Source organism: Rhizobium sp. T1470 (assembly GCF_042140505.1).
In the GTDB taxonomy this organism is placed as follows: domain Bacteria; phylum Pseudomonadota; class Alphaproteobacteria; order Rhizobiales; family Rhizobiaceae; genus Rhizobium; species Rhizobium favelukesii.
Genome location: NZ_CP148091.1, coordinates 422,243 through 441,261, shown reverse-complemented (window position 1 = coordinate 441,261; position 19,019 = coordinate 422,243). Strand labels below are relative to the sequence as shown.

Below are 19,019 nucleotides of genomic sequence, written 5' to 3'. Positions count from 1 at the left end.
GGAAATGGGAATGGGCACTTTGAAGCGCCACATGAAGCCCTTGATGGCAGGGTGCTTGTCTTTTGCGATTGGGTTCTCCGGCGTAGCGCCGAGTTTTCTTGCTCCTGTTCTCGGTACCGGCGCCGCTTGGGCTAATTCCGACGGCATGGTCACGATAACCTAGGCGGGTCCCGGTGCTCATCGCAGCTTGAAACTCGGTCTGAAGAAGGCGATCGTCGTCGATCTGCCGGTCGATGCCCACGATATCCTCGTCTCGGACCCTTCCATGGCCGACGCAGTCACCCGCAGCTCCCGCCGTATCTACCTCTTCGGCAAGACAGTGGGCCAGACGAACATTTTCATTTTCGGCGCCGACGGCCAGCAGATCGTCAGCCTCGATATCGCGATCGAGCGCGACGTCGCCGGCCTCGAAACCAATCTCCGGCGCTTCATCCCGGACTCCTGCATCAAAGTCGAGATCGTGTCAGACAACATCGTGCTGACCGGCACGGTACGCACGCCACAGGACGCTGCCCAGGCCGCGGATCTGGCGCAGGTTTTCCTGAAAGGTGGCGAAGCGACGACGCGCACGGAAACGGCCAGTGGCTCGGGCGGAGAAGGTTCGGTGGCACTGTTCGCTGAAGGTCGCCAAGTCTCGCAGGTCGTCAATCTCCTGCAGATCCAGGGCGAAGATCAGGTCACGCTGAAGGTCACCATCGCAGAAGTCCGAAGAGAGGTGTTGAAACAGCTCGGCTTCGACAATCTGGTCTCCAACTCCAAGGGCCTTTCAGTTGCTCAATTGGGCGCGCCCGCTTCTAGTGGCGCGGCGGCAACAATCGGCGGCGGCCTTGCCGCCCTCTTCAAGAGCTCGATCGGAAAATACGATATTTCGACCTATTTGAGCGCGCTTGAGCAGGCGAAGGTCGTCAAGACGCTGGCCGAGCCAACGCTCACGGCGATTTCCGGCCAGGCAGCAACCTTCAATTCGGGCGGTCAGGTGCTCTATTCCACGACGGACAATGACGGCAACGTCACGATCGTTCCGTACAATTACGGCATCAATCTCGCCTTCAAGCCGGTCGTGCTTTCCTCCGGTCGCATCAGCCTGGAGATCAAGACGAACGTATCGGAGCCCGCACCTTCAGTTTCCGGTTCGACGCCAACCTATCAACGCCGTGCTGCCGAGACCTCCGTCGAGCTTCCCTCCGGCGGTTCCATCGCGCTTGCCGGCCTGATCCGCGACAACGTTGCGCAAACCTCAAACGGTACGCCCGGCGTCAACAAGATCCCACTGCTTGGCACATTGTTCCGGCAGCGTACGGTCGAGCGTGACGAGACCGAACTGGTCATCATCGCAACGCCCTATCTCGTTCGCCCGGTTGCCCGCAATCAGCTCAACCGTCCGGACGACAACTTCAGCCCGGAAAATGACGCTGCGGCTTTCCTCCTCAATCGCGTCAACAAGGTTTACGGCGGCCGCGAAACACCCGTCGCCGACGCTCAATTCCATGGCTCCATCGGGTTCATCTACAAATGAGCGCGGCAGGATCAGCAATCGCACAACACAGAGATCAGCCGATGGCCCACAAGCAGAACACCGCGCATGAATCCCGCCTTTCGAAATCGCTGCTGACCCTGGTCGCGGTGGCGGCCGCCCTGCTTTCCGGCTGCGCCTCCCACGACGAACTGACGACCGGCGGCATCCCTGACGACTATCGCCAGCGCCACCCGATCGTGGTTGCCGAAGCCGAGCAATCGGTTGATATCCCGGTCGCTTCGACGGACCGCCGTCTCAACATCGCCCAGCGCGACATGATCCGCGGCTTCGCGCAGAACTACACGTCGCGGGCGACCGGACCGGTCTACCTGCTGACGCCCGAGGGATCGCCGAATGCGGCAGCCGCACGTCAGCTGCGCGGCCAGGTGCGCGCCGAACTCTCGGCCCGCGGCATCGCGAGCTCCAAGATCGTCAACAGCTCTTACGCAGCCACCGGTGCGGGCGACGCAGCGCCCATTCGCCTGACTTTCGTCGGCACGACGGCAATGACGTCACAGTGCGGTCAGTGGCCGCGGGACATGATCAACGATTTCAGCAACCAGAACTACTACAATTTCGGCTGCGCAACGCAGAACAACCTGGCTGCACAGGTGGCGAACCCGGAAGACCTGATCGCGCCTCGTGGCATGACTCCGATCGATGCGACGCGTCGCAACGCCGCGATCAAGGAGTATCGCGAAAGAACAAGCACGATCGAAGAAATTGGCTCCAGCACCTTCTGATCAGTTTAGGACCGAACGATGAGTACAGTCGACTACGAGATCAAAAATACGACGGAGCTGCGCAACGCCGAGGATGCCATTCGCATGGCCGAACTCGAGAACATGCGCCCACTTCCTCGCATATCGGTGCATGCCTTTTGTGAGAGCGAAGAATTGCAGCGGGTCATGGAGCGTTGCAGCCATGACCGTCGCATGTCGAAGGTCGGCCTGCGGATCACCAGCGGCGGCACCGCGGCAGCTGCGAACATGTTCGCGACTGCGCCGACACCGAACTTGATCATTCTCGAAACCAAGGCGGGAGCCGCCAATCTGCTGAACGAGCTGGCGCCGCTTGCCGCAGTTTGCGACCCTTCCACCAAGGTCATTGTCGTCGGTTACTACAACGACATCGCGCTTTACCGCGAACTCGTACGCAATGGGATTTCCGAGTATATGGTCCAGCCCGTTGCCATGTCGGACATCATGATGGCAATGGCTACGATCTTCGTTGACCCGGATGCGGAGCCGCTTGGCCGCAGCATCGCCTTCATCGGCGCCAAGGGCGGCGTCGGCTCCTCGACGATCGCCCACAACTGCGCTTTTGGCATCTCCAATCTGTTTTCGACCGAAACGATCCTGGCCGATCTCGATCTGCCATATGGCACGGCCAATATCGACTTCGACCAGGACCCGACCCAGGGCATCGCCGAGGCCGTCTACGCGCCGGACCGCCTGGATGAAGTGTTTCTCGACCGCCTGCTGACGAAATGCTCCGAGCATCTGTCGCTGCTTGCGGCACCCTCGCTTCTCGACCGCGCTTATGATTTCGAAGGACAGGCGTTCCAGCCTGTTCTGGAAGTGTTGCAGCGCAACGCCCCCATCACCGTTCTCGACGTGCCGCATGCCTGGTCGGAATGGACGCGTTCGGTGCTGGCCAGCGTCGACGAGGTCGTCATCTGCGCGTCCCCCGATCTCGCCAACCTGCGCAACGCCAAGAACATGGTGGATGCGCTGCGCAAGATGCGGCCCAACGACAAGATGCCGCATCTGATCCTCAACCAGGTCGGTATGCCAAAACGGCCGGAGATCAGCCCCTCCGATTTCTGCGAGCCGCTGGAAACCGGCCCGATCGCGATCATCCCCTTCGACGCCAACCTCTTCGGCAACGCCGCCAACAGCGGTCGGATGATCTCTGAAATGGATGCGAAGTCGCCGACGGCCGAGACGTTCTCGCAGATATCGCACATCGTAACCGGGCGGATAGCTATCAAAAAGGCACGGAAGGGCGGTTTGCTCGGCCTTCTAAAGCGTAAATAACGCCCGCCAAGAGTGAATTGGAATAAGGCATGTTCGGAAAACGCGGAAACGAAGGATTTGGCAAGGCGGGTGGCACGATCGCACCGCCTCCGCCGGCGCAACAATCCTCCCCGTCGGCACCTGCGGTTCTGGTCGAACCGCAGCGCGAAGCTTCGCGCCAGCAGGTTTCGCCGCAGTCGATGCAGACGCCGCAGCGCAAGCGCCCTGCCCGTACCGACGAATACTACGATACCAAAGCGCAGGTGTTTTCCGCGCTCATCGATACAATCGACCTTTCGCAGCTTGCCAAGCTTGACGGTGAAAGCGCGCGCGAAGAAATCCGCGACATCGTCAACGACATCATTACGATCAAGAACTTCGCGATGTCGATCTCCGAGCAGGAAGAACTGCTCGAAGACATCTGCAACGACGTTCTGGGTTACGGCCCGCTCGAACCGCTGCTCGCACGAGACGACATCGCCGATATCATGGTCAACGGCGCCGGCCAGACCTTCATCGAAGTCGGCGGCAAGACGATCGAATCCGAGATTCGCTTCCGCGATAATTCGCAGCTGCTTTCGATCTGCCAGCGCATCGTCAGCCAGGTCGGGCGCCGCGTCGATGAATCGAGCCCGATCTGCGACGCGCGCCTGCCCGACGGTTCCCGTGTCAACGTCATTGCGCCACCACTCGCCATCGACGGACCGGCACTCACGATCCGTAAGTTCAAGAAGGACAAGCTCACCCTCGAGCAGCTTGTTCGTTTTGGCGCCATCACGCCGGAAGGTGCGACGCTGCTCCAGATCATCGGCCGCGTTCGCTGCAACGTCGTCATCTCTGGCGGTACCGGCTCTGGCAAGACGACGCTTCTCAATTGCCTCACCCGTTACATCGATGCGGATGAGCGCGTCATTACCTGCGAAGACACGGCCGAACTGCAGCTGCAGCAGCCACATGTGGTGCGCCTTGAATCCCGCCCGCCGAACATCGAAGGCGAAGGCGAGATCACGATGCGCGATCTCGTCAAGAACTGCCTGCGTATGCGTCCAGAACGTATCATTGTCGGTGAAGTCCGCGGACCGGAGGTCTTTGACCTGCTGCAGGCAATGAACACCGGCCACGACGGTTCCATGGGCACGATCCACTCGAACTCGCCGCGCGAATGCCTCAGCCGTATCGAGTCGATGATCGCAATGGGCGGCTTCACATTGCCGGCCAAGACGGTGCGCGAAATCATTTCCGGCTCGGTCGACGTGATCATTCAGGCTGCCCGTCTGCGTGACGGCTCCCGCCGTATCACGCAGATCACCGAGGTGATCGGTATGGAAGGCGACGTGATCATCACCCAGGATCTAATGCGCTATGAGATCGAGGGCGAGGACGCATCCGGCAAGCTCGTCGGCCGGCACAAGTCGACCGGAATTGGCAAGCCGCATTTCTGGGACCGCGCCCGCTACTTCAACGAAGAAAAGCGCCTTGCTGCCGCGCTCGACGAAATGGAATCCAAGTCCAAGGATTAGTGAGATGTTCGGGTTCGATCCTGTTGTGTTGGCCATTGTCGTGCTTGCCGCCGTTGCGGCCGGCGCCGTCTGCTATGGCCTTCTCTTCACGCGGATGGAAACCGAAAAGAAATCGGCAAGCCGTGTCAGCCGCGTCGCTTCGGCGGAGGCAGACAAAGCGAACGTGAAGGCGGCCCGCGACCGCGTCCAGGAAATGTCGAAGCGCCGCAAATCGGTGCAGGACAATCTGAAGGACCTCGAGAAGCGGCAGCAGGAAAATACCAGGAAGAAGCTGTCCTTGAAATCGCGGCTGACACAGGCCGGTCTTAAGATCACGCCGGGGCGCTTCTTTACGTTCAGCGCCATCTTCGGCTTCATCCTGATGTTCGTCGCCTTCCTGGCAGATGCACCGCTTATGGTCGTGCTCGGTCTTCCCATCATCGCCGGACTTGGAATGCCGCGCTGGGTGCTCGGCTTCCTGATCAAGCGGCGCCAGAACAAGTTTCTCGACGAGTTTCCCAACGCGCTCGACGTCATTGTGCGCTCCATCAAATCCGGCTTGCCATTGAACGATGCCATCCGGCTCATCGCCAACGAGGGCAAGGATCCCGTGAAGAGCGAGTTTCGCCGCGTCGTCGAATCGCAGCAGGTCGGCCTCAGCGTGCCGGACGCCTGCGCGCGCATGGTGAATCACATGCCGCTGCAGGAAGTCAGCTTCTTTGCCATCGTCATCGCGATTCAATCGCAGGCCGGCGGCAACCTCTCGGAAGCCATCGGCAATCTGGCAAAGGTCCTGCGCGATCGAAAGAAAATGAAGGCGAAGGTCAAGGCGTTGTCGATGGAAGCGAAAGCGTCGGCCGTCATCATCGGTGCGCTGCCGTTCATCGTTGCGACGCTCGTCTATCTGACATCGCCCGAATACATGCTGATCCTGTTTACCGACCCCCGCGGCCATTTGATCATGGGCGTTTCGGCGGTCTGGATGTCGATCGGCATTTTCGTCATGCGCAACATGGTCAATTTCGACATCTGATGGAGACGGGCGATGTCATCTGATCTCGCGACCAAACTGACAGACCCCTCCATGCTGATCGCGGTGCTCGTCGCGATCGCGGTGTTCGCCAGCCTGTATACGATCGCCGTTCCGTTCTTCGAGCGCGGCGATCTCAACAAGCGCATGAAGGCGGTATCGACGGAGCGCGAACAGATTCGCGCCCGTGAACGCGCACGCATGAACGCCGATTCCGCCGGAAAGGGCTCGCTTCGCACTCAGAACAACCGTTCGGTCCGGCAGATCGTGGAGAAGTTCAACCTTCGCGAGGCGCTGGTCGACGAAAACACCATGAACAAACTGCGCGCCGCCGGCTTTCGCTCGGAAAATGCGCTGAATATGTTCCTCGTCGCGCGTTTCCTGCTGCCATTCCTATTCTTCGGCCTTGCGGTTTTCTGGGTCTTCGGTCTCGATAATCTGACCGATAAGCCGACGATGATGCGCTTCCTGCTAACGCTGGGGATCGCCTATGCGGGCTTTTATGCACCGAACATTTTCATCTCCAATCGGATGTCGAAACGCCAGCATTCGATCAAGCGCGCCTGGCCGGACGCGCTCGACCTGATGCTGATCTGCGTCGAGTCGGGCATTTCGATCGAAGCAGCCATGCGTCGTGTCTCGGAAGAGCTAGGCGAGGCTTCCCCGCCGCTGGCGGAAGAAATGATTCTGACGACGGCCGAGCTTTCCTTCCTTCCCGATCGGCGCGTTGCGCTGGAAAACCTCGGCCTGCGCACGCAGATCCCATTGGTGCAGTCCGTCACCCAGGCCCTGATCCAGGCGGATCGCTACGGCACGCCGGTTTCGCAGGCGCTGCGCGTCCTCGCGCAGGAAGGCCGTGACGAACGCATGAACGAGGCCGAGAAAAAGGCTGCTGCCCTGCCGCCGAAGCTCACGGTGCCAATGATCCTGTTCTTCCTGCCGGTTCTCGTCGCTGTCATTCTCGGGCCAGCCGGCATTCAGGTGGCCGATCGCTTCTAGCTTCCATTTCCGTAGGGCTGGCCATCTCAACGCATCGGGCATAGGTTGGCCGCCATCTCCGTGAGCAAGCAGGAGCCCGACGATGTCGTCCACAAGCATCTTCCTGAGTATCGTTGCGGCCCTGTCGATCGGGGCGATGAGTCCTGGTCCGAGCTTCGTCCTCGTTTCACGCATTGCGATGTCGCGTTCACGTCTGGACGGGCTTGCGGCGGCGCTCGGGATGGGCATCGGCGGCGTTGCCTTCAGCGTGTTGGCGCTGGCAGGGCTGACGGCGCTGCTTTCGCAATTCGAATGGCTCTATCTGGCTCTGAAGGTGGCTGGCGGAGCCTATCTCGTTTACATCGCCTTCAGAATTTGGCGTGGCGCACGCGAGCCGATCCACGTCGGTGATGCGGCAAGCGATCATCGGGCACTCGCCCGAAGCTTTACCACGGCTCTCCTGACACAGGTTAGCAACCCAAAAGCGATTGTCGTCTACGCAAGTATTTTTGCAGCCTTGCTGCCGAAGACGGTCCCGCTTTGGCTTATTTTCGCGCTGCCGATTGGCGTCTTTGCGGTTGAAGCCGGTTGGTACACGGTCGTGGCGCTCGCATTCTCGGCAAAACATCCAAGGCGGTTATACCTCGCTGCGAAGACCTGGATCGATAGCCTGGCCGGGACGGTCATGGCCGGCCTCGGCGTGCAGCTCGTCACCTCGGGACTGGCCGGCCGCTAAGATCAGTTTGTGCTGGTGGGAGCGCTACTGCCGCTATCCTTGGCCGCGAGCTTTTGCCAGGAATTCTGTTGCGACAGCATCGAGCGAAGATAGGCGACGTTGGCATCGGCCTGCTGCTGCGAAAGCTCTCCGCGCGCAATCTTTTCCGCCTCGGGGAATCGGCCCTGAAGGCCAACGACGAGTGCGAGATTCTGGCGGACGCGACTGTCAGCCGTGGGCTGCGCTGCGGCCTGGCGCAAATAGGTCTCGGCCGTCCTGAGATCGCCGGTCAGCACATAGGACATGCCGAGATTGGACAGGATCGAGGCCTCGCCCGGCTGGATATCGAGCGCTTCGCGGTAGCGTTGGCGCGCTTCGGCAGAGCGCCCGAGCTGATCGAGGATCGCGCCTTCCGCCGATGTGAGCTTCCAGTCCGGACGGTCAGGGGTCTGGGCGCGGCCGATCGTATCGAGCGCCTGCTGCAATTGACCGGCCGCCGCCTGCGCCTTTCCGTAGGCCGCCAGGACGTTTCGATCGGTCGGGTTGGCAATTGCAACCTGCTGCATGACGGCGAGCGCCTGCGCATCGCGGCCCTGCATCCGTAGGAGATTCGCATAGTTGACGCCATTGATGGCATCGCGTGGGTTCTTTTCGTACGCCTGCCCTGCACGCTCGGTCGAGCTGCGCAGCTCGGCTTCATTCATCGTTTCGACCGGCTTGGTGAGTGTCGGCACGGATCCCGTCGTCATCCGATCCTTGGTCGTCGTGCAGCCGGCAAGTGCCAGCATGACGAGCGCGGTCGCAACGCCCTGAAATACACGGGTTTTGAGAAAAGTATTGGCCGAAGCAGGCATCGTGCGTCCCTGAGATCCGAATTGGCGTCAGACCTCAAAGCAGAACAGGGAAAGGTTTTGACGTAATCTTCACTCCAGCAATAGTCTGTTAACCCTAACAGACCGTTAAGACGTGATTCCCGGACGCCCCGAAGGATAAACATGGCACCCTATCAGTTCATCGAGAGACCGACCCCGTTCAACAGTAAGGGCGGCTCGACCTTGCCGATCTTTGCCGTCACCCCGGCCCACATAGAAACCGGCACCATCGACCCGATCGCACTCGATTGGGCCAAGAAGGCGGGCTACAAGGCCGAGAGTGGCTCCTTGCTGCTTATTCCAACTGAGGAAGGTCATCTCGGCGGCGCACTGTTCGGGCTCGGCACCAATCCGTCCGAACAACCCTACATCACCGGCAAGCTTGCCCGCACGCTGCCGGCCGGCGACTGGCATATCGAAACAGCGCCGCTGACGGCAAACCGCCTCTCTCTAGGCTTCGGCCTCGGCAGCTATCGCTTCGACCGGTACAAGTCGGAGAAGTCTTCGGCTCCGACGCTGATGATCCCGCGCGATGCGGACGGAGCGGATATCAAGCGGCAACTGGCGGGCGTCTTCCTGGCACGCGACCTGATCAATACGCCCACCAACGACATGGGGCCGAACGAGCTGGAAGCCGCCTTCCGTGGCCTGGCTGCCCACTACAAGGCCGAGATCAATGTCGTCAGCGGCGACGACCTCCGGCAGAACTTCCCGCTTGTCCACACCGTCGGCCGCGCAAGCGCCGATGCACCGCGCCTGCTCGAGTTGCGTTGGGGCAAGAAGGGTCACCGCAAGATCACGCTCGTCGGCAAGGGCGTCTGCTTCGACACCGGCGGCCTCGACATCAAGCCGGCATCTTCGATGCTGCTGATGAAGAAGGACATGGGCGGCGCGGCAAACGTCATGGGCCTCGCGTTGATGATCATGGACGCCAAGCTCAAGGTCGATCTCAGGGTGATCATTCCTGTCGTCGAGAACTCGATCTCAGCCAATGCCTTCCGTCCAGGCGACATCTACCGGAGCCGCAAGGGGCTGACGGTGCAGATCGACAATACCGACGCCGAAGGCCGCTTGATCCTGGCTGATGCCCTTGCCTATGCGGATGAGGATGCGCCTGACCTGCTGATCGACATGGCGACGCTGACCGGCGCAGCCCGGGTGGCCCTCGGTCCCGATTTGCCGCCCTTCTTTACCGATGACGTCGAACTTGCTCAGGACCTGACCGAAGCAAGCCTTGAGACAGACGACCCATTGTGGCGACTGCCGCTCTATGGCGGCTATGAAAAGGATATCCGCGCCAAGTTTGCCGATATTACCAATGCCCCAGCCGGTGGCATGGCTGGTGCGATCACGGCCGCCTTGTTTCTCAAGCGCTTCGTCTCCAACACCACGAGCTGGGCGCATTTCGATATCTACGGCTGGGCGCCTTCAGAAAGACCTCACTCCCCCGGCGGCGGCGAGGCGCAGGCAATTCGCGCGCTCTACCATCACATCCGGCAGAGCGTGCGTTGAACGCCGATCATTGAAATTCTATTCACCGTGACGGGCGGCAGAATCTGTCGCCCATTGCGTCGCACGGTGCACTGCCGGAAAATGGAACGCAGACGTAACGAGTTTCCCGGAGGACCCATGCCGATCGAACTGACGGCTTCGCAGGCATTGGGCCTGTGGCATGGTGTGACGCTCGATCAGGTTAGGCTCGACGATCGCGATTTGACGTTGCGCCAGATGGCCATCCTGCTGCATATCTATCTCGTGCCGCCGCCACACGCCGTGCGCGGTCTGGCGGCGACGCTCAACGTGACCAAGCCTGTCATCACCCGGGCACTGGATACGATGGGCGAAATGGGTCTGGTTGACCGCGTGCGCGACGAACGAGACCGGCGAAACGTTGTGATAAAGCGTACCGTGGGAGGTGCGCTCTATCTGGAAAAGCTTGGTGATCTCGTGCGTGACCAGGGTCGCCGCCTGACACCGTGAAAGGGATAGAATGACGATGCTCGACCGCCGCCTGCATGCCTACCGAGCGGACCTTGCAGAAGCAGGGCTTGAGGGTCGCGTCGATGCCCTGCGCTTCGTTGCCGGTGCGCCGGCGCAGGTAACCGTGCCGGTCATCGGGCTCAGGCCCGCGCCCGACCTTGCCAAGGGGATCGATACCGAACTGCTCCTTGGCGAGGACGTTACGGTGTTCGACCGCGCAAACGGCTGGTGCTGGGTCAAAGCCGCCTCTGATGGCTATGTCGGCTATCTGCCGGAGACCGCGCTTTCAGACGCGCTTGCGACGCCGACACATATCGTCACGGTCCAGCGGACGTTCCTCTATCAGGAGGCGGAGCTGCGCAAACCATGCAAGGCCATTCTATCCATGGGCAGCAGAGTTCGGATTGTCGGCGAGGCCGATACGCGCGGCAACCGCTATGCGATGCTGGAAGACGGCACAGCGATTTTTGCCAAGCATCTGCAGCCGATCGGCGCGGGCGAAGGCGGCGACTATGTCGAGGTGGCAAGCCGGTTCCTTGAAACCCCCTATCTCTGGGGCGGTCGGTCCGGACTTGGCATCGACTGTTCAGGCCTCGTCCAGCTTTCAATGCTGATGACCGGACGAAGCGCGCAGCGCGACACCGACATGCAGGCGGCAACCCTCGGGGGCCCGATCGACCGGTCCGAGCTGCGCCGCGGCGACCTGGTTTTCTGGAAGGGGCACGTTGCCGTCCTTGAAGATCCGGAAACGATCGTTCACGCCAACGGCCATACGATGACGGTCGCGCGCGAAAACCTCGAGGACGCGATCAAGCGCATCGGCTGGCTTTACGAGCAGCCGACAGGTTATCGTCGCCCGCTCACCTGGCCGGCAGCTTCGGCCATGACCTGATCCCGCCTGTCCAGCTCTCGAAAGCCCTCGACAGCCTCAGGACAAGCATATCGTCAAAGCGCGGGCCCACGATCTGCAATCCGATCGGCATTCCGGATCGCGAAAAGCCGCAATTGATCGATGAAGCGGGCTGCTCGGACATGTTCCAGGGCACCGTGAAGCAAATATGTTCAAAGGGGCGTTCCGGATCGTTCGTCGGGGACGCCCATTCGGCGGGATAGGAAACGATGGGGTTGGTCGGCGAAATCACAGCGTCGACCTTCGTGAACAGCCTGGCGCAGCTCTTGCGCATCTCGATCGTCTGATTGAACCCCCTGACGGCATCGGCGCCGCTGATCGACGCGCCGCCCTCGGCCCACGTGTAAATGTAGGGCAGGATGCTGTTTCGACGCTCTTGGCTCAGATTCTCGATATCGCCCCAGAAGCGGGAACGCCAGAACGTGTCCAGGCCGTCCAGCATCTCCCGCGTCAGAACAGGCTGAACCGGAATGACAATCGCGCCGGCATCTTCAAATCGCTGACCCGCCGCCTCGACCGACGCCTGCACCTCGTCATCAACCGCGAGACCGCATCCGGCGTCCAGCATGAGCCCTATCTTCAGTCCGCGAACGTCGATCCTAAGATCCATCCAATCGAAATCGTTTGGGGGCAGACTGGTGCCATCGCGCCAGTCCGGGCGCGAAAGTGTCGCCATCGCAAAGGCAGCATCCTCAACCATGCGCGTCATCGGCCCCGCACAGCGGCCGACATAGAACGGATCGACCGGAATGCGGCCATGGCTCGGCTTGAAACCAAAGATGCCTGTCCAGCCTGCCGGCAGACGCACCGAGCCGCCGATATCGGTACCGACGTGCAGCGGCCCGTAACCCGCAGCTGCGGCAGCAGACGCGCCGGCACTCGAGCCTCCGGGATTCTGCGTCATGTCCCAGGGATTTCGGCTCAGAGGATGGAAGCTCGAGAGGCCTGAGGAGAGCATCCCATAGTCCGGGCAGGTGGTCTTTGCAAAGAGCACCGAGCCGTCCTCGCGCAGCCTTGCGGCGGCGGGGGCATCCTCGGCCGCAGGCAGCAACTCAATCGCTCTGGTCCCGAGCGGCACCGGCTGGCCTTTGGTGGCAATAAGCTCCTTCAGCGTCGCCGGGATACCATCAAGCATGCCAAGCGTCGTGCCTTTCATCCATCGGTCGGTCGAAGCTTGCGCCTGCTTGCGCGCCGCCTCTGGATCATAGGCATAGAGGGCGCAAATGCTGGGCTCCCACGCTTCGATGTGTCGCTCCAGCGCCAGCCAGTACTCAAGCGGGGATAGGCTGCGATCGGCGAAGCGCTGCCTCAATTCGCGGATCGTTAGATCGGTTTCGGACATGGCATTGTCATCCGGGCGTGTGGTTTTTAAGACGAACGCGGCTCGCCTCGCGCGGGTCGAGGATGTCGCGCAGGCCGTCGCCAAGCATGTTGAAGGCGAGGACGCAGAGCGCGATGGCAAGGCCAGGCAGGATTGCCAGCCACGGCGCAAGTGCAAGGTAGGTCTGTGCGTCGGCAAGCATACGACCCCATGTCGGCGCAGGCGGCGCAATGCCGAGGCCAAGGAAGCTGAGCCCGGCCTCTGTCAACACCGCCAACCCCAGTTGGATCGTCACCTGGACGATGATCTGGCTCATGATGTTGGGCAGCACATGACGGACTGAGATCGCAAAGCGGCTGTTCCCGATTGCGCGGGCTGCCAGCACATAGTCCCGGCTCCACGCCTGGAGCGCTGTGGCGAGCGTGATGCGAGCAAAGACGGGGATCATGAAGGTTGCGATGGCAATGATGGCGGTGAGCCGACCCGGACCGAGAAAGGCGCCCAGCATCATCGCCGAAAGGATCGGCGGCAGCGCAAAGACGACATCGCAGGCGCGCATCAGCAGAGCTTCGTAGGTCCCCCGTACAGCCGCCGCCGAGATGCCGGCAATCGAACCGAGCATACCGCCGACCGCAACGGCTGCGATGGCGATCGAAAGCGAGTTCCAGCAGCCGACCATCATCATAGAGAGGATATCCCGCCCAAACTGGTCCGTGCCGAGAATGCCGAAGGCAAGAGGCGGCTGTAGCTTGTGAATGATCTGCATCTTCGCGGGTGGCAGCGGCGTCCAGACCAGCGACAACAAAGCCACGGCAATGAGCAGCGCGATGATACTGCCGCCAACGATCAGATTCATTCTCCGGCTAATTTCGAATTGCCGGCGCCGAATGATCGCTTGATTGGATACGAGCGGCGCCATGTCAGACGCCCTTTCGCAGGCGCGGATCGATCGCCAGGTAGGAGAGATCGACGATGAAGTTCATGACGATGACGAGTCCGGCAAAAAACAGCACGACATCCTGCATGACGATGATGTCGCGCTGCGACAGCGCCTGATAGGCAAGACGCCCGAGGCCAGGAAGATTGAAGACGTTTTCGACCAGAACCGCTCCCGCAACCAGGAAGGTGAACTGCAGCCCAAGGATCGTCAAAACAGGAACGAGGGCGTTCGGCACGGAGTGGCGCCATAGGACTCGCTGCTTCGACAGTCCCTTGGCAAGCGCCGTGCGCGTGAAATCCTCATGCAGGGTCTCCAGAACGGCCGAACGCGTGACGCGTACCAAGACGGCCGCCTGTGGTAATGCAAGCGCCACTGCGGGCATGATAAGCGCTTTGAGAGCCGACCAGATGCCGGAACTCCATCCCGGGAATCCCCCGGCCGGCATCCAGCCGAGGGTCGTTGAAAACAGCATGATCAGCAGCAACGCCACCCAGAAGCCCGGGACAGCGATGCCTATCTGCGAAAATATCGAAGCGACAACGTCCGGCAGCCCGCCTCGATGAGACGCCGCAAGGACGCCCAGAGGGATGGCGACGGCGACGGAGAGGGCGATCGCCAACAGCGCCAGAGGCAGCGTGACTGCCAACCGTTCAAGGATCAAGCCGGCAACCGGCACCCCATAGGTATAGGATTGGCCGAGATTGCCGCGGAATACGCCGACGAGCCACTCGCCATAGCGCCAAAGGAGAGGCTGATCGACACCAAGCTCGTGACGGAGGGTTGCGAGCGTTTCCGGTGAAGCCGACGTGCCGAGGATGATGGAGGCCGGATCGCCCGGCAGAAGATCCATCACTGCAAAGATCAGCAGTGAAACGACGGCGAGCGTGACGATTAGACCGGCGAGGCGACGGAACAGAAGCGCTATCATTTCACGTCCGGTATTGTTCGCCGCCCCGCCATGTCATCCATCCGCAATCAGTCTTCCCAGGAGACGTTCGTGAGGACGTTCGAGGGAATCGGCTCGTTGTCCCAGAGACCCTTCAGCTTCTTGTCCCAGACGCCGAGCTTGGGCATGACGAAGAGATAGAGCGCCGGCACATCCTCGGCCAGAACCTTTTGGGCCTCCCCATAAATCTGGGCTTGCGCCGCGGGATCCGAGGTCTCCTGCACCATCTTCATCAGGCCGTCGAACACCGGATTCTTGTAATTGAAGTAGTACGGATCGCGGGCGTAGATGTCGATGTCGAGCGGCTCGGCATGTGCGACGATCGTCATATCGTAGGCGCGGTCCTTCATGACATCCTGCACCCATTTGGCCGGAAACTCAGTCGGCTCGATGTTCATCGTCACCCCGATTTCGGCCAGCATCGCCTGCATGACCTGGGCGCTGCGCGGCGCATAGGCCATTTGCGGCGACTTGATGGTGAAGGTGAAACCACTGGGATAGCCGGCTTCGGCAAGCAGCGCCTTGGCCTTTTCAGGATCGTAAGGCAGAACGCCGGTGAGATCGACGTAGCCGGGGTCGTTCGGCGTGTAGTGGCTGCCGATCGGCGTGCCGAGGCCCGACCAGGCACCGTCGATCACCGTCTTCCGATCAATCGCCATCATCAGGGCCTGTCGCACGCGCTTGTCGTCGAACGGCTTCTTGGCGTTGTTCATACCGGCCACGACCTTGAGCTCGGTATTGCCGATCCTGGTCGCAAGCTTCGCATCGCCGTCAAACGAACTCATCAGCTCGGGCGCCGCGAACTCGGGAATGGCGTCGACATCCCCAGACTTCAGCGCCGCGGCCTGGGCTTGAGGATCGGCAACAAAGCGGAAGGTCACTTTCTCGAGCTTTACCGCAACGCCCTTGTTCCAATAGTCGACGTTCTTTTCGAGTTCGACCTTGTCGCCCTTGGCCCAGTTCACAAACTTGAACGGGCCTGTGCCGATGGGATTCGTCTTGTCATCGGCGGCGGAATTCGGCGCCACCATGACCGAGGCGGGCCAGCCAAGCCAATAAAGGAGACTGCCTGTCGGTGCGGAGAGGCGCAGCACGAGCGTTTCCGGGTCGGGCGTCTCGATGGAAGCGATCGATGTGAAGAAACGCTTCTGCGGGTTTACCGAGTCGGCACCGCGGGCACGATCAAGCGCGAACTTCGCGGCAGCAGAATCGAACGCCTCGCCATCGTGAAATTTGACGGGAGATTGTAGCTTGAAGGTATAGACGAGACCATCAGGGGAGACTTCCCAGCTCTTGGCGAGTTGCGGCTGGACCTTGCCGGCCTCATCAATCGCGACAAGGCCTTCGAAGATATTCTGCCAGGTCACCTGCCCGATCGCGACAGGGGCTGCGATCGTCGGATCCAAACCGGTCGGTTCCACGGTCATGCCGAGGGTCAGTGTGGTTTTGGCCGCTTCCGCCGGGGTGAGCCCCAAAAAAACGAGGCCGACAGAAACGGCCGCCCCGAGCGAAAGTCGCCGAACCAGCCGTACCGACGGCGCGAGCGAAACCTTCATCATTATGTTCCCCTGTCTGGCCGCTGCCGTAGCTTCGACCTTTGCGAGCTAAAGTGTCATTCCCGGAGTGCACACACAATGACGATTATGTGTTCTCGGTGTAGCCGAAAGTGCTACACTCGAAGATGCGGTCCGAGCAAGCCCAGGGACTAATCTTTTGCTCGCGGTCTTGCGTCTGCGCGCTCGCGCATAAACCGTTCGATGAAATCGACCAGCTTTGTGGCCGCAAAGGCAAGCTGGCGATCAGGAGCGACGCAGAGATCGACATGGGTGCGTATCGCGTTTTTTCCGGCCAGCGGAATGGCGCGGAGTTGGCCCGCCTCGATTTCGCGGCGGACGGTCAGCGCCGGCAGCAAGGTAACTGCGGCGTCGCTCAAAACCAGTTCCTTGAGCATTTCGAGCGAGCTCGTGACGAACACAGGCTCGACATTCAAGCCCTCCTTCTCAATGCGTGCATCGAAGGCCTGCCGGAAGCTGAAGGACTGATCGGGAAGCGCCAGCGAATACTCGGCGATATCCTTCAGCTGGATCGCGGCCCGATCGGCAGCAGGATGCGTTGGCGCGACGATCAGGTCATAGGCGATTTCCGAGCGCAACCGTACCTTCGTGCCGGAGAGCGGCGGCGCAAACAGCGTTACCGCGATATCGGCTTCAGCGCCGTTCACCGCCTCAATCGCCTGGCGCGCGCTTGTGATCGCGACTTCGAAGCGCAGTTTTGGATACTTCAAGCTGAACTCCGCCAGCGCCGGAGCGAGCAGATTGGCGACCGTGGCGCCGTTGGCATAGATGCTGACCCGGCCGCGCTGCAGCCCCTTCAGATCCTCGATCAGCTGGCCGACGTGATCGAGTTCGCGCAGCGTCCGACCCGCGCGGGCAGCAAGCAACTCACCCGCCGCCGTCAGTTTGACGCCGCGGGCGCTGCGCTCCACAAGCGGCGCACCGAAGTGATATTCCAGGTTCTCGATCTGCCGGCTGATCGCCGTCGGCGCAACGTTCAGATTCTCCGCAGCCTGGCGCATGGAGTTGGTGCGCACAAGCTCGTCGAAATACATCAGGGCCCGGATCTGCATTTCGTGGTCTCCGCCGCTTCAGGCAATGTCGCCTTGTTTAAGCGATCTTACGCGATCCGGGTAGCGATCTCGCCAGGCCTGCTGCGCGCCGGCGACCGGAAGTGCAGTGGCCTCGTAGACACCGCGCGCGATGGCGCGTGCCATCACCATTGTGGCGAGATGGCAGAGCTCCAGAAAGGCAGGCAGATCCGGCCGCGGCTTCCTGCCCGTCGAGGCGGCAAAAACAGTGTCGCCATCAAGGGGCAGATGCGCCGGCAGAAGACCGCGGGCGAAGCCGTCATGGGCCATGATCGCAAGGCGGTGCGCTTCCTGCTTGGTCAATTCGGCATCGGTGACGATGGCGCCAATCGTCGTCGCCGTGGTGCTCATGCCTTTCAGCCGCATGTGCGTGTCGACCTGCGAGATTGGCGAGGGCAAGCCGAGGCCGCCGAACTCTCCGTTCTGCTCGAAAGGCGCGGACCAGAAATGCGGCCCCTCGCCCACCGTCGCCGAGCCAAGCGCATTGACGGCGACGATCGCCGCGATCTTCAGGCCGGTGCTGGTTTCGGCGCTTGCCGAACCGAGCCCCCCTTTGAAGGTCGCGGTCGTTGCGCCCGCGCCCGCACCAACGGTGCCGAGCGCGAATTGTTCTTTGTCCGCCGCCTTGAAAGCTTGATAGCCCATTTCGCGATAGGGCGATTGCAGATCCCAGTCTTTGTCGCCGCCGTTCAGCAGGTCCATCAGGATTGCCTGGGGAACGATCGGCACCTTCACATCGCCGACGGGAAAGCCTCGGCCGACTTCCCGCAGACCTGCCTGGACGCCGCCCGCGGCGTCAAGACCGAAGGCCGACCCGCCGGAGAGCACAAACGCGTCAACCGCGCCGACCGTCATTGACGGATCGAGAAGCGCTGTGTCGCGGCCACCGGGCGCACCGCCCAGCACGACCCCAGACGCCGTGGCCGGTTCGTCGAAGACGATGACGGTTACACCTGAGCCGAGCTTCAGATCCGTCGCGTTTCCGACGGAGACGCCTTCAATGTCGGTGATCAGATTCAGCAACCGCACCATCCTGGTTTGAGCAAGAGCGCGCGATAGGACCGCAATGGCGATCAAAAGACAAGACCGGCCTCACCTTTGGCAAGACCGGTCTGAAATCTGTCAAGGCTGGTTAGGCCGTGCTTCATGCCCTCAGGCATGAATGGGCTTCGGGTGACGACGGGTCATCAGATCATGGATCGCGAGCTTTACTTCCGCCGGCGAGCTGAAATGCTGCTCGTCCAGATCGTGGACGTGAAATTTCACCGCGATGAACTTCAACCGGTTCTCATCCGGGATGACGATCCCGACGGGAACGCCTGCGTACTCGATTACTTCTTTTTTCATGCGTAGAACTCCTGCCGCGCGGTATGCGCTGGCGATGGCGAATTGACTTGTCTGATTCCGTTAAAGGTGGACGAAGGTCACATTCGACAGTTCGGGCGGGAGAGGGCGCCCGGACGGTCATTGCCAAGCACGGATCGCCCAAGGAAATCGGCGAGAGTATCGATTTTCGTCATGTCTCGTTCCTTTCTCTGGCGTTGCGCTTGCTTGAGGCCCTGGCTTTCCAGGGTCGGCGATGACTGCGCTATTAATCTACTTCATTGGTAGACTATACGTCGCAGTCGATCAGAAACATATTCCGAAACG

General features: G+C 61.1%; 17 protein-coding genes and 1 pseudogene. 10 read left to right on the top strand and 8 right to left on the bottom strand.

Annotation, left to right across the window (positions count from 1 at the left end):
- The first annotated feature begins 10 nt into the window (after positions 1-10).
- The 7 genes and pseudogenes from WGT02_RS02135 (at position 11) to WGT02_RS02105 (ending at position 7,777) form a co-directional block, all read left to right on the top strand.
- Positions 11-1,516, top strand: a pseudogene (locus WGT02_RS02135) (type II and III secretion system protein family protein).
- A gap of 41 nt (positions 1,517-1,557) precedes the next feature.
- Positions 1,558-2,259: a CpaD family pilus assembly lipoprotein gene (locus WGT02_RS02130; protein ID WP_024313409.1), complete on the top strand. Its 702-nt coding sequence runs from the start codon at positions 1,558-1,560 to the stop codon at positions 2,257-2,259.
- 18 nt (positions 2,260-2,277) lie between these two features.
- Positions 2,278-3,555 (top strand): CpaE family protein, encoded by a 1,278-nt coding sequence (locus tag WGT02_RS02125; protein WP_024313408.1) that lies wholly within the window; start codon positions 2,278-2,280, stop codon positions 3,553-3,555.
- Positions 3,556-3,584: 29 nt separating this feature from the next.
- Complete coding sequence (locus tag WGT02_RS02120; RefSeq protein ID WP_208249304.1) at positions 3,585-5,054, top strand: CpaF family protein; 1,470 nt, start codon at positions 3,585-3,587, stop codon at positions 5,052-5,054.
- A gap of 4 nt (positions 5,055-5,058) precedes the next feature.
- Entirely contained in the window at positions 5,059-6,066 is a 1,008-nt protein-coding gene (locus tag WGT02_RS02115; protein WP_024313406.1) for a type II secretion system F family protein, read from the top strand.
- Between the two features lie 12 nt (positions 6,067-6,078).
- Positions 6,079-7,062: a type II secretion system F family protein gene (locus tag WGT02_RS02110; protein ID WP_024313405.1), complete on the top strand. Its 984-nt coding sequence runs from the start codon at positions 6,079-6,081 to the stop codon at positions 7,060-7,062.
- A gap of 82 nt (positions 7,063-7,144) precedes the next feature.
- Complete coding sequence (locus tag WGT02_RS02105; protein ID WP_208249305.1) at positions 7,145-7,777, top strand: LysE family translocator; 633 nt, start codon at positions 7,145-7,147, stop codon at positions 7,775-7,777.
- Positions 7,778-7,779: 2 nt separating this feature from the next.
- On the opposite strand, the gene WGT02_RS02100 is transcribed toward WGT02_RS02105, so the two are convergent.
- Positions 7,780-8,610, bottom strand: coding sequence for a tetratricopeptide repeat protein (locus tag WGT02_RS02100; RefSeq protein ID WP_208249306.1), 831 nt, complete (start codon positions 8,608-8,610; stop codon positions 7,780-7,782).
- 141 nt (positions 8,611-8,751) lie between these two features.
- Between WGT02_RS02100 and WGT02_RS02095 the strand changes: the two genes are divergently transcribed.
- The 3 genes from WGT02_RS02095 (at position 8,752) to WGT02_RS02085 (ending at position 11,500) form a co-directional block, all read left to right on the top strand.
- The gene (locus WGT02_RS02095) at positions 8,752-10,140 is read left to right on the top strand and encodes a M17 family metallopeptidase (RefSeq protein ID WP_024313402.1); all 1,389 of its coding nucleotides are present in this window, start codon (positions 8,752-8,754) and stop codon (positions 10,138-10,140) included.
- 117 nt (positions 10,141-10,257) lie between these two features.
- Positions 10,258-10,608, top strand: coding sequence for a MarR family transcriptional regulator (locus WGT02_RS02090; protein WP_208249307.1), 351 nt, complete (start codon positions 10,258-10,260; stop codon positions 10,606-10,608).
- Between the two features lie 10 nt (positions 10,609-10,618).
- Positions 10,619-11,500, top strand: coding sequence for an NlpC/P60 family protein (locus tag WGT02_RS02085; RefSeq protein WP_024313400.1), 882 nt, complete (start codon positions 10,619-10,621; stop codon positions 11,498-11,500).
- Here WGT02_RS02085 and WGT02_RS02080 read toward each other — a convergent pair.
- The 7 genes from WGT02_RS02080 to WGT02_RS02050 form a co-directional block, all read right to left on the bottom strand.
- A complete protein-coding gene (locus WGT02_RS02080; protein WP_208249308.1) occupies positions 11,469-12,860 on the bottom strand; it encodes an amidase in 1,392 nt (463 codons plus the stop codon). The two genes, WGT02_RS02085 and WGT02_RS02080, sit on opposite strands and share 32 nt — an antisense overlap.
- Before the next feature lie 7 nt (positions 12,861-12,867).
- On the bottom strand, positions 12,868-13,758 hold the full coding sequence (locus WGT02_RS02075; RefSeq protein WP_208249309.1) for an ABC transporter permease: 891 nt from the start codon (positions 13,756-13,758) through the stop codon (positions 12,868-12,870).
- Position 13,759: 1 nt separating this feature from the next.
- Positions 13,760-14,707: an ABC transporter permease gene (locus WGT02_RS02070; protein WP_208249310.1), complete on the bottom strand. Its 948-nt coding sequence runs from the start codon at positions 14,705-14,707 to the stop codon at positions 13,760-13,762.
- 47 nt (positions 14,708-14,754) lie between these two features.
- Entirely contained in the window at positions 14,755-16,284 is a 1,530-nt protein-coding gene (locus WGT02_RS02065) for an ABC transporter substrate-binding protein (protein WP_024313396.1), read from the bottom strand.
- A gap of 146 nt (positions 16,285-16,430) precedes the next feature.
- Positions 16,431-17,351 (bottom strand): LysR family transcriptional regulator, encoded by a 921-nt coding sequence (locus tag WGT02_RS02060; protein ID WP_208249311.1) that lies wholly within the window; start codon positions 17,349-17,351, stop codon positions 16,431-16,433.
- Positions 17,352-17,369: 18 nt separating this feature from the next.
- Entirely contained in the window at positions 17,370-18,401 is a 1,032-nt protein-coding gene (locus WGT02_RS02055) for a P1 family peptidase (RefSeq protein ID WP_208249312.1), read from the bottom strand.
- Positions 18,402-18,521: 120 nt separating this feature from the next.
- Positions 18,522-18,716, bottom strand: coding sequence for a hypothetical protein (locus WGT02_RS02050; protein WP_007529092.1), 195 nt, complete (start codon positions 18,714-18,716; stop codon positions 18,522-18,524).
- Positions 18,717-19,019: the final 303 nt, after the last annotated feature.